Genomic DNA, 11,095 nt, shown 5'->3' on the forward strand with positions numbered 1-11,095 from the left:
GCCCAGGTTCGTGGGCGGGAGCCTTGGTGAGACGGGGCGGCCTAAGCCGGGACCGCCGGTTCCTGGCGGCTGTCGGACCACGCCGACCACAGTGCCGCGTAGCGGCCGCCCGCCGCGACGAGTTCGTCGTGGGTGCCCGTCTCGACGACGCGCCCTTGGTCCAGGACGACGACGCGGTCCGCGGTCGCCGCCTGGGGGAGGCGGTGGGCCACCATCAGGCCCGTACGGCCCTCCAGGGCGCGCAGAGCGGCGGTTTCCAGCACACGGGCGCCGGCGCTGCCGGCGTCGGCGGTGGCCTCGTCCAGGATCGCGATGGGCGGATCAGCCAGGACGAGACGGGCGAGGGCCAGGTGCTGGGCCTGGGTCACGGTCAGCCGGTGGCCGCCCTCGCCCACCACCGTGGCCATGCCGTCGGGCAGAGCGTCGACCCAGTCCAGGGCGTCGATGCGGGCCAGCGCGGCGCGCAACTCCTCGTCCGTCGCCCCGGGGCGGGCCAGTCGCAGGTCTTCGGACAGCGGGCCGGCGAAGACGTGCACCTCCTGGCTGATCAGGATGACCGCCTGCCGGACCCCGGCCGGACCGAGCTCCCGGGCGTCCACGCCGCCCAGGGAGATCGCACCGGTTGCGGGGGCGTGGACGCCCGCGATCAGCTTCGCCAGTGTGGTCTTCCCCGCGCCGCTGGCGCCGACCAGAGCCACGCGTTCGCCGTCCCGCACCTCCAGGTCCACCGCGGAGAGCACCGAGTGGCCGTCCACGTACGCATGGCCGAGGTTCGTCACCTTGACCGAGCCGTCCACCGGCACGGCGGCCCGCCCGTCGGACTCACGTTCGGCCGGGAGGCTCGACACGCCGACCAGGCGGGCGAGGCTCGCCCCGGCGGACTGGGCGTCGTCGATGAGGAAGAGCGCGGCGTTGATCGGGTTGAACAGGCCGTGGAAGTAGAGCGCCGCCGCCGTGGCCGTACCGATGCTCACCGATCCGCTGTCGACCAGCAGGAAGCCGGTGACGAGGATCGACGCCATACCGATGAACTCGGCGATGTTCAGGCGGGAGAAGAATCCCGAGATGAGGCGCATGCCGCGCGCCGCGAGGTCGACGGCCGTCTGCGACCGCCGATCGAGCAGCTCCGTGTGCCGGTCGTTCAGACGGAACGCCCGCACCGTACGGACCCCGCCGACGCTGTCGAGCAGCTGGTGCTGCAGGGCGCCGGTCGCCACTCGGTGCTCGGCGTAGATGCTGGTGGCACGCGGGATGTACCAGCGGACCGTGAGGACGTGGACCGGGACGACCACCAGTACGGCGAGCAGGAAGCGCCAGTCGAGGACTGCGAGACCCGCCAGCGTCAGCACGATGGTGAGGAAGGCGCCGGCGAACTCGGGCAGGGCCTGCCGTACCGCTTTCGCGATGAGGGTGACGTCGCCCGTCACGCGCGAGGTCAGGTCGCCCGAGCCGGCCTGCTCGACCCGTTCGAGCGGCAGCCGCAGCGCCCGCGCGATGAACCGCTCCCGCAGGTCCGCGAGGACCGTCTCGCCGAGCCGGGCCACGAGGGACTTGCCGATCGCGGTCGCGACGCCCCTGGCGAGGGCGACCGCGAGCAGGAGCAGCATCGGTACGGTCAGCGCGCCGGCGCCGGCCTTGTCCGCCACCAGGTCCACGATGCGGCCGAGCAGCGGCGCGGTCAGCAGCCCGACGGCCGTGCCGACGACGAGGACGGTCGTCGCGACCACGACCAGCGTCCGGTGACGGCGCATCAGTCCGCGGACGACGGCGAGGGTCTGGGCGCCGGTGGCGGTGGGCAGGAGCTCGCGTTCGGGCGTGCCGGGTCCGCTCATCGTCCGTCCTTCGTCCTTCGTGCCTGGGTCCTGCGGATCGCTGTCCTGAACGGTCGTCACGCCAGCACCGCCGAGCGGTACGTCGCGTGGGCGGCGACCAGTTCCGGGTGGCTGCCCTCGGCGGCCACGGTGCCGTCGTCGAGCATCACCACGACGTCGGTTCCGGCGAGCAGGGCGGGGCTGGTGGTGACCAGGATCGTGGTCCGGTCCTGACGCAGCTCCCGCAGCCTGGCGGCGATCCGCGCCTCGGTGACCGTGTCGACGGCGGTGGTCGGGTCGTGGACGACGAGGACCGGCGGGTCGGCGGCCAGGGCCCGGGCGAGCGCGACCCGCTGGCGCTGGCCGCCGGACAGCGACCGGCCCCGTTCGGTGAGGACGGTGTCCACTCCGTCGGGCAGGGCCTGGGCGACGTCGTCCGCCGCGGAGGCGGCCAGCGCCGGGCTCACGTCTGTTCCCTCGGCGTCCGCTCCGGCCCGTACGTTGGCGAGGAGGCTGTCCTCGAACAGGTCGGCGTCGTGGTGGGCGACCAGGATCACGCGGCGGGCGTCGCCGGGATCGAGATCGGTCAGGGGTATGCCGTCGAGCTCGACGGTGCCTTCGGCGGGGTCGAGTTCGCGGCCCAGGCAGAGCAGCAGGTCGTTCGCGGCGGCCGGGTCGCGGGCGACCACACCGACGACGCTGCCGGGGGCGATGTCGAGGTCGACGCCGCGCAGCGCACCCTGGGTGACGCCCCGCAGCCGCAGCCGCCCGACGACCGGGTCGGGGAGCGTGGCCGTCCCGGCCGCGACGGCGGGAGCCGATGCGAGGACCTCGGCGATCCGGTCGGCGGAGGCACGGCCCTGGGCGATCTCACCGTTGACGTAGGTGAGGAGCTGGAAGGGACCGAGGAGGTACTGAGCGAGGCCGACGGCCGCCACCAGGTCACCCACGCTGATGGCGCCGCGCATCGCCAGATGGGCGCCGACGAGCCCGATGACCGCGATGAAGATGCCCGTCAGGGCAAGGATCGCGCCGTCGTGCCACGCCCGGCTGCCGGCCGCTCGCAGGGCAGCGGCCAGAGAGCTCCGGCTCGTCTCCCGGTACCGGGAGACCGCCGCCGCTTCGGCACCGATGCCCTTCAGCACGCGCAGGCCGGCGACCAGGTCGGCGGCCACGCCGGACGCATGGGCGGCGTGCTCCTGCTCTGCTTCGCTGCGCCGTTCGAGCGGGCGGCTGATGAGGTGGCCGATCCACAGCAGAGGCGGGACGCCGAGGAGGACGAGCAGACCGAGTGGTACGGAGATATGGAGGAGCGCCACCGCGCTGATCGCCAGCCCGGCGACGGCGGACAGCGCGTACGGCAGTGCGGAGGCGACCGAGCCGACGCGCCGGGCGTCGCCGGTCGCGACGGCGGTCAACGCGCCGGGCAGCCGTCCGGTGTCGGCGCCGCCCCGTGGGTCGAGCACCCGGGCGGCGAGGTCTTGCCGGATCCGGTGCGCGGCGCCCTCGCCCGCGCCTTCGGTGAGCCGTGCGGAATTCCGGTAACACGTGGACAGTACGAGGAAGAGAGCGGCGAGCACCAGCAGCCAGCGCAGGAGGGCGCCGGAGGAGCCGGTCGTCATCGCCTCGTCGATGACCAGGCCGATGACGACCGGGACGAGGGCCTCGCACGCTTGGTGAGCCATACCGAGGACGGAGGCTCCTGCGACACGGCGGCGCTGATCGACGAGCGCTCTCCGGAGGACATGGCCCCCCGTTGGTCCTCCAGCGGGCATGCGGCGCCTCCACAGGAACGGGGCTGGATGGTTAGGTAAGCCTAGCTTAACGGCGGCTCATGCCAAGGGTGCGCGACGGGCGCCGGCCGCGTTGACCCCGTTGCGACTGTGCGGTTAGGCTCACCTAAGTTTTATGTTCGTTCGTAGGTCATGTCGCTTGCGGCACGCCGATGTTCAGGCTTCGCGCGACTCGCGGGGCACTCGAAACCGCCGCCGGGGGAGTGGTCGTTGTCCGTCGAAGCCCAGCTGGCGTCCGGAAGCGGGACCGGTGGCCCCGTCGAGCCCGTCGAGCCCGTCGAGCCCGTCGTGCCCACAGCACGCCCGGCCGTGGTGGCTCTGCGCGGTCTCGGGCTTCTCGTGACACTCGGCGCGCTCGTCCTCGTCTCGCTGGTCAGTGTCTGGACGGGCACCAGAGGGATCCCGTTCGCCTCGACATGGGACCTTCTGTGGCGACCTGACGGGTCGGAAGCCTCGATCATCGTCCACGAGTACCGGATGCCCCGTACCCTCCTCGGCGTCCTCGTCGGAGTGGCCCTCGGGATGTCCGGCGCACTGATGCAGGCTCTGACACGCAATCCACTCGCCGACCCCGGACTGCTCGGGGTGAACCTGGGCGCCTCCTCGGGCGTCGTCGTGGCTATCGCCTTCATGGGCGTGGCCACGCCCCTCGGCTATGTGTGGTTCGCCCTCGCCGGGGCGGCCGTGGCGTCGGTGGGCGTCTATCTCCTCGGCTCCTCCGGGCGGAAACTGGCCACTCCCGACCGGCTCATCGTCGCGGGAGCGGCGGTGACCGCCGTGCTGTACGCCTTCAACTGGGGCGTGCTGCTCTTCGATCCGGAGGCGTTCGACCAGTTCCGTTTCTGGACCGTGGGCTCTCTCGCGGGCCGGTACTACGACATCGTGCTCCTCGTCCTGCCGTTCGTCGTCGTCGGCCTGATCGTGGCCTTCCTCCTTGCCCCGTCCCTCAACGCCCTGGGCATGGGCGACCAGATGGGGCGCGCCCTGGGCGTGAACGTCGGCCGCACCCGTGTGCTCGCGGCCGTCGCCGTGATGCTGCTGTGCGGCGCCGCCACCGCCGCCGTCGGACCGATCAGCTTCGTGGGCCTGGTCGTTCCGCACGTCGCCCGGTTCATCGCCGGAGCCGACCAGCGCTGGGTGTTCGCGTACTCGGTGCTGCTCGCACCGGTCCTGCTCCTCGGCTCGGACGTGCTGGGCCGTGTGCTCGGCGCCCCGGGCGAGGTGCAGGCCGGCATCGTCACCGCGTTCATCGGCGCACCACTGTTCATCGCGCTGTGCCGCCGTCGAAAGCTGGTCATGCTGTGAGCGCCGCACGGGAGACGAAAGCTTCCGCGTCCCGATCCGGGAGCACCCCCGCCCCCCGCGTCGTCAGCGGCCGGGTCGTCCGTACCGGAGCGGGCGGCGTCTCGCTGCGCGTACAGGGCCGCACCGCCGCCGTGACGGCCCTGCTGCTCGCCGCGCTCGTCGTCGTCATGGGCATCACCCTGACCACCGGTGACTTCCCCCTCTCCGTCGGCGAGGTCCTCCAGGCCCTGGCCGGCAACGGATCCGGAGCAGCCGACTTCGTCGTCAACACCCTCCGCATGCCGCGCATCCTGACCGCGGTGTTCGTCGGCGCGGCCCTCGCGGTGAGCGGGGCGATCCTGCAGAGCCTCACCCGCAACTCCCTCGGCAGCCCCGACATCATCGGCTTCACCAACGGCTCCGCCGTGGGCGCGCTGGTCGTCATCATCGTGCTGCACGGCAGCATGACCCAGATCGCTCTCGGGGCGCTGGCCGGGGGCCTCGCCACCGCACTCGCCGTCCACCTCCTCCTGATCGGCCGAGGGCTGCAGGGTTTCCGGCTGGTCGTCATCGGTATCGGTGTCAGCGCCCTGCTGCTGGCCGTCAACTCGTACCTGATCACCCGGGCGACCTTCCAGGAGGCCCAGGAGGCCCAGGCGTGGCTGATCGGCAGCCTGGGAAACCGGCTGTGGATGCACGCCAACGCGATCGGTCTCGCCGTCGCCGTCCTGCTGCCGCCCGCGTTCCTCCTCTCCCGCCGCCTCGCCCTGGTGGAGATGGGCGACATCACCGCGATGGCGCTCGGCGTGAACGTGACGCGAACCCGCACCGTGCTCCTCGTGATCAGCGTCGCCCTCGCCGCGTTCGCCACCGCCGTCACCGGCCCCATCTGGTTCATCGCCCTGGCCGCCCCCCAAGTGGTCCGCAGGCTCACCCGGTCGTCCGGACCCGCGCTGCTGCCCTCCGCCCTCATGGGCGCCGTCCTGCTCGCCCTCAGCGACCTCGTCGTGCAGCGGGTCTTCGCACCCGCTCTCCTCCCGGTGGGCACGGCGACCGGCGCCATCGGCGGGCTGTACCTCATCTGGCTGCTGATCACCGAGTCGCGAAAGAGCCGCGCATGACTGGAACGAACTCCCCACAGCCCCGGCTGCGCGCCGAGGACCTCACGCTGTCCTACGACCAGCGGACGGTGGCCACCTCTCTGAGCGTCGACATCCCCGACCACTCCTTCACGGTCATCATCGGGCCGAACGCCTGCGGCAAGTCGACTCTGCTCACCGCGCTCGCCCGGATGCTCAAGCCCAAGACCGGGCAGATCTACCTCGACGGCGCGGCCATCGCCTCGTACCGCTCCCGTGAGGTCGCGCGCCGGCTCGGCCTGCTCCCCCAGTCGTCCAGCGCGCCCGGCGGCATCACGGTGGGCGACCTCGTGGCCCGCGGCCGGTACCCGCACCAGCGGCTGCTGAAGCAGTGGTCCGCCGAGGACGAGACGGCCGTCGTCGAGGCGATGCGGCAGACCGGCGTCCTCGAACTCGCCGACCGTTCCGTGGACGACCTCTCCGGCGGTCAGCGCCAGCGTGTCTGGCTGGCCATGGTGCTGGCCCAGCAGACGTCCATCCTGCTCCTTGACGAACCGACCACCTTCCTCGACATCGCCCACCAGGTCGAGGTACTCGACCTGTGCGCCGAGCTGCACGCCCGCAAGGGCCACACGGTCGTGGCGGTCCTGCACGACCTCAACCAGGCATGCCGCTACGCCACCCACCTCATCGTGATGAGGCCCGGAGGCGTGATCGCCGCCGAGGGCGACCCCGCGACCGTCATGACGGCGGAGCTGGTCCATGACGTTTTCGGACTGCCCTGCCGGATCATCTCCGACCCGGAGACGGGAACGCCGCTGATGGTGCCCGCAGCGCCCAAGCGGTACGCCCCGGCCGGCACGGACCCCGTACTGGCCGAGACCTCCTGACGACCGCGACCAGGAACGGACTTGCCCATGCTCTGCACGAGGCTGACGAACGCGCACATCATCACGATGGACCCGGACCATCCTGTCGCCCACGACCTCGGGATCTGGCAGGGACGGATCGTGGGCCTGGACGCGGCGGTGACCTCGCTGCCGGCACGCGCGGTCGTCGACCTGCAGGGCGCCACCGTGCTGCCCGGGTTCATCGACAGCCATGTCCACCTGGCGTGGGCCGGACTCAAGGCGAACACCCCGAGCATCGCGCCGTGCGAGCGCGTCGAGGACGTACTCGCCGTCGTCGGGAACGTCACCTCCCGGAAGGGCGCGCCCGGCGCCTGGGTCGACATCGCCGGGTACGACCAGCGGGCCCTCGGACGCCATCTGACCGCCGCCGAGCTGGACCGGGTCAGCCATGGGCGCAAAGTGTTCCTGATGCACGACTCCGGGCACGCGTGCGTGGTCAACAGCGCCGTCCTGGACCTGCTTGCGGATGACGTGCCGCACCAGGACGGTTTCCTCGCGGAGAGCGCCATGGCCGCCGTACGGCGGCTGCGCCTGCCGTATTCCCAGGAGGAGCTGGCCGACGCGATCGAGCATGCGGCCCGCGCATGCCTCGCCGAAGGGATCACCGCGTGTGCCGAGGCCGGGATCGGCGGCGGCCTCCTCGGGCACAGCCCGGTCGAACTCGGCGCCTACCAGCTGCTGAGGGACCAGGGCCGGCTTCCCCTGCGGGTCCAGTTGATGGCCGCCGGTGACACCCTGCGACCTCTCGGCGCGCACAGGAACGACGGCATCCCGCGCGCCCTCGACCTCGGCCTGCGCACCGGCTTCGGCGACGACTGGCTGTCCCTGGGTGCGCTCAAGATCTACACCGACGGCGGCATGATGGCCCGGACGGCGGCGCTCACCTCACCGTACGAGGGCATGCGCCACGCCGGGCAGCTCCAGGACGACCCCGAACGGCTCACCGACCTCATCGTCGACGGCCATCTCGCCGGGTGGCAGCTCGCCGTCCACGCCATCGGCGACCGTGCCGCAGACCTCGCCCTGGACGCCCTGGAACGCGCCCAGGAGCTGCGTCCCCGCCCGGACGCCCGGCACCGTGTCGAGCACGCCGGGCTGATCCGGCCCGACCAGCTCCCGCGGTTCTCGCGGCTCGGCGTCAGCGCCGTGGTCCAGCCCAACTTCCTGCGGTACTTCGGTGACGACTACGCCGATGTCATGGGGGAGCGGCGCGCGCCCTGGATGTACCGGGGCCGGGGATTCCTGGACCACGGCGTGACGCTCGTCGGCAGTTCCGACCGGCCCGTCACGGACGGCTCGCCGCTGCGTGCCATCCAGTTCATGGTCGAGCGCGCCTCCACCTCCGGCCGGCTCATCGGTCCGGACGAGGGGATCACGGTCGACGAGGCCCTGCGCGCCTACACGGTCGCCGGAGCGTACGCGTGCCGTTGGGACGGCCGTGCGGGCAGCCTCGCTCCCGGCAAGCGCGCCGATGTGGTGGTGCTGGGGGACGATCCGCGGAACGTCGGGCCCTCACGGATCGGTGACATCGAGGTCGTGGAGACGTTCGTGGACGGCCGCGCGACGGGGGAGGGGAAGCTGTGAGTACCACGGAGGGCCGACTCGACCCGCACGCGCCGTTGTGGCAGGCACCGGCGACCCCGCCGGGACGGGTCATCCGGCACACGGCCGACGAGACCATGGTCTTCGACACGGAGCTCAACATCCCCGCCCCGTGAACGACACGTGCGCGGAGGAGGTCCTGCGCAGGATGCGTGAGGCAGGAGGCCCGGAGAGCGACGAGTCCCCGGGACGGCCGTGCGGGTAGGGACGTCTCCGGCATGGCTGGACGAGACCGAGCTGCCGGCGCCCCGGGAGCCCGAGGCACACCTGTGGGCAGTACGGGCCGGCAAGTACGCCCCGCACGCCGTGGCGGAGGAACGGTTGCTCGACCACGAAGGACGGGCCCGGTGCCGGGCCTTCGTGCGGGATGCGGCCGGGTCGCGTCGCTCACGTGGCGCTGTGCCGTCTTCTCGGGGCCTGTCCGGAGCGTCCGGCTGCTTCGCCGCCGTCGCGGTCCGTACGGTGACGCCGCCCCGCAGGACCTCGGCGTCTCCGAAGGGCCCATGTGTGACGCCACCGGGCAGAGGCGGGAACGGGGCGCGTTTCGCGGGCTGCCCAGTCAGCGCCGGAGCGCGCACGGTGCGCCCGTGGAATCGTCCCTCGACGACCGCCGTGTGGCCCCGAAGCCCCTCCGGCCACGGCAGATCGGCGACCGTGAGGCCGTCGGGCGGGTCGAGGGGCAGTGGTTTCATCCGTCTCGTCCCCCGCCCGCTCATGAGCTGTACGCGCTGTTCTCGTGGGCGTACTCGGCAGTGAGGTCATTGGTCCGATCACCGTGGACGAGTCGCCCGCGCACGGATCCGCCGTGACCGTGACCAGGCGGCCCGACAGGTAGCGACCGGGTACGGCGATCCGGTGAGCGCTCGACAACCCCGTTCGTCTGCCCGGAAGTGCAGGCAGGCCGTACGGCCATGTCCCCGCATGCTCCGATCCGTAGGAGCGTTTCCACGCGGCGTCCCGCAGCCGGAGGTCCGCGGCGCGGTCCACGACGAGGGCGTCGTCCCCGAGGGCGCGCGCGAGCGGCGCCGATCCACCGTGGGGGAGCGCGAGGAACACGACGTCGTGTTCCTCGCAGGACCTCGGCCGATGCCGGCTCCGGCGTACGGTCGGCGAACGAGGCCAGAGGCGAACGCGTGTCCCCGGCTCGGTCACCGCCATGCCCTGTCACCACCGTTGCCGACCAGGTCTCACCATGCACCGGGATCATCGAAACGACCGGTCCTGAAGACTGCTTGCTGAGCATCGGCGGCGACTCGCTCCCACTGCTCGCGACGAACCCGGCACTGCCCGGCCACGACTTCGTCGTACACGAACCCGCGGAACTGGTCGAGGAGCTGGCGCGGCTGACCGGCGCGCGAGCGCATCGACGTCCCCGTGCTGAGTCCCCGGTGCCGGGATCACGACTGGCCGTGAACCCGGCACCGGTTACCGGACAGGAACGCGGTCCGGTTCACCCGCAGGCCGGGTGAGTCACATCGCGACCCGGTCCGCCGCAGCGGCTGCGGAGACCAGGCCGGCGGCCGTACACCCGTCGTGCCCCCGTCTCGTCTTCACCGCATCCAGTGCCTGTCGGTACTCCATCCCACAAAGCGCCGGGCACGCCCGGCGTCTGCCGTTCCGTCACTGCCGAAGGTGCCGCCCTCCGCGACCAGGTCCAGGCCCGCCAGGACGGGGGCAAGCCGGGTCGCGACATGGGCCGGGTGGCGGGCAGCCTCCTCCTTCAAACCTGTGATGACCCGCCGCTGCTCCTGCGGCGGGCACAGGGAGAGGTGGAACACCGTCTGACGCCACGCGTAGGCAGAGTCCTTGATCGTGCCCAACGGCCGCGGGCCGCGGTGCACACGGGCGGTCAGCCGGCACACGGCCACGAAGCAGCGGCGCGCCAGGTCAGCCCAGCCGGGCCGGGGTGCGATGCCCACCCGGTTCACCAGCGTGGCCAGATTGTGCGTGGTGAGGATCTGCGCCTGCTCGATCACCGCACCGTTCGCCGCGACCGACCAGGACCGCGACGCCGGCCCGGCTCGTTCGGCGCACAGCCGGGCGAAACCGGGAGAGGTGCGGACGCTGGTCGAACGGGTCAGGGCCTCGCCGGCCTCGACGATCGCCAGGCCGGTGCTCTACTGCTGAGCTACACGCCGATGACGGTAGACGTTAGACGTCGAAGTGATCATCCCGCAATCGGATTTCCCCGGGTTCACAAGTCCCGAGCACACCGCGAGAAGAAGCCTGCGCTGTCCGTGCGACAAGTCATGGGGACAGCTGCGTGACCGCCCGGAGCCCCGGCAGCAAGAAGTGCGGGGCGCTGGTCCCGCTCCACAGAGCACGTACGCTTTCCCGGTCCGGGGGACACTGGTTGCGTGATTATCGAACGTGCGTGGCTGGTGTTCGCGCACCGACGAGGGCAGGGGGGGCACCAAGTCATGGCCGCGGATGACATGACCGACCAGCAACTGGATGAACTGGTCGCCGTCGCTGGCCCAGGGGGGCGGGGAGTCCACTGTCGACGGGGCGTGGGTGTTGCTAGGCACTGTTTCTCGGATCATGTTCTGAGCCAGATGACGAGGGCTGCGAGCGTGACGGTACCGAGGTAGATGTAAGCGCGTTTCTCGTAGCGG

General features: G+C 71.8%; 8 protein-coding genes and 1 pseudogene. 5 read left to right on the forward strand and 4 right to left on the reverse strand.

Going from position 1 to position 11,095, the window contains the following annotated elements:
- Positions 1–41: 41 nt before the first annotated feature.
- Positions 42–1,832: an ABC transporter ATP-binding protein gene (locus ACF1FZ_RS31470; RefSeq protein ID WP_391776786.1), complete on the reverse strand. Its 1,791-nt coding sequence runs from the start codon at positions 1,830–1,832 to the stop codon at positions 42–44.
- A 56-nt stretch (positions 1,833–1,888) separates the two neighbouring features.
- Positions 1,889–3,586, reverse strand: a complete 1,698-nt coding sequence (locus tag ACF1FZ_RS31475) for an ABC transporter ATP-binding protein (RefSeq protein WP_391776787.1) — start codon at positions 3,584–3,586, stop codon at positions 1,889–1,891.
- A gap of 306 nt (positions 3,587–3,892) precedes the next feature.
- Between ACF1FZ_RS31475 and ACF1FZ_RS31480 the strand changes: the two genes are divergently transcribed.
- From ACF1FZ_RS31480 to ACF1FZ_RS31500, 5 genes are read left to right on the forward strand one after another with little or no spacing between them, the layout of a single operon-like run.
- On the forward strand, positions 3,893–4,909 hold the full coding sequence (locus ACF1FZ_RS31480) for a FecCD family ABC transporter permease (RefSeq protein WP_391776796.1): 1,017 nt from the start codon (positions 3,893–3,895) through the stop codon (positions 4,907–4,909).
- Complete coding sequence (locus tag ACF1FZ_RS31485; RefSeq protein WP_391776788.1) at positions 4,906–6,009, forward strand: FecCD family ABC transporter permease; 1,104 nt, start codon at positions 4,906–4,908, stop codon at positions 6,007–6,009. Before ACF1FZ_RS31480 ends, ACF1FZ_RS31485 begins: the two co-directional genes overlap by 4 nt.
- Entirely contained in the window at positions 6,006–6,857 is an 852-nt protein-coding gene (locus ACF1FZ_RS31490) for an ABC transporter ATP-binding protein (protein WP_391776789.1), read from the forward strand. The genes ACF1FZ_RS31485 and ACF1FZ_RS31490 overlap by 4 nt, the downstream gene beginning before the upstream one ends.
- A gap of 27 nt (positions 6,858–6,884) precedes the next feature.
- Positions 6,885–8,462, forward strand: a complete 1,578-nt coding sequence (locus ACF1FZ_RS31495; RefSeq protein ID WP_391776790.1) for an amidohydrolase — start codon at positions 6,885–6,887, stop codon at positions 8,460–8,462.
- Complete coding sequence (locus ACF1FZ_RS31500; RefSeq protein ID WP_391776791.1) at positions 8,459–8,596, forward strand: hypothetical protein; 138 nt, start codon at positions 8,459–8,461, stop codon at positions 8,594–8,596. Before ACF1FZ_RS31495 ends, ACF1FZ_RS31500 begins: the two co-directional genes overlap by 4 nt.
- Positions 8,597–8,867: 271 nt before the next feature.
- Here the strand turns inward: ACF1FZ_RS31500 and ACF1FZ_RS31505 are convergent, their stop codons facing one another.
- Entirely contained in the window at positions 8,868–9,638 is a 771-nt protein-coding gene (locus ACF1FZ_RS31505; RefSeq protein WP_391776792.1) for a hypothetical protein, read from the reverse strand.
- 392 nt (positions 9,639–10,030) lie between these two features.
- Positions 10,031–10,588: pseudogene (locus tag ACF1FZ_RS31510) on the reverse strand (hypothetical protein); the annotation flags it as partial.
- Positions 10,589–11,095 lie beyond the last annotated feature (507 nt).

Source organism: Streptomyces sp. NPDC014623, from assembly GCF_043088245.1.
Lineage (GTDB): Bacteria > Actinomycetota > Actinomycetes > Streptomycetales > Streptomycetaceae > Streptomyces.

What these genes read in the sequence shown, in the direction of transcription:
- ACF1FZ_RS31470 (WP_391776786.1), bottom strand. Translation starts at nt 1,832, where the DNA reads ATGAGCGGACCCGGCACGCCCGAACGCGAGCTCCTGCCCACCGCCACC.
- ACF1FZ_RS31475 (WP_391776787.1), bottom strand. Translation starts at nt 3,586, where the DNA reads ATGCCCGCTGGAGGACCAACGGGGGGCCATGTCCTCCGGAGAGCGCTC.
- ACF1FZ_RS31490 (WP_391776789.1), top strand. Translation starts at nt 6,006, where the DNA reads ATGACTGGAACGAACTCCCCACAGCCCCGGCTGCGCGCCGAGGACCTC.
- ACF1FZ_RS31495 (WP_391776790.1), top strand. Translation starts at nt 6,885, where the DNA reads ATGCTCTGCACGAGGCTGACGAACGCGCACATCATCACGATGGACCCG.
- ACF1FZ_RS31505 (WP_391776792.1), bottom strand. Translation starts at nt 9,638, where the DNA reads ATGGCGGTGACCGAGCCGGGGACACGCGTTCGCCTCTGGCCTCGTTCG.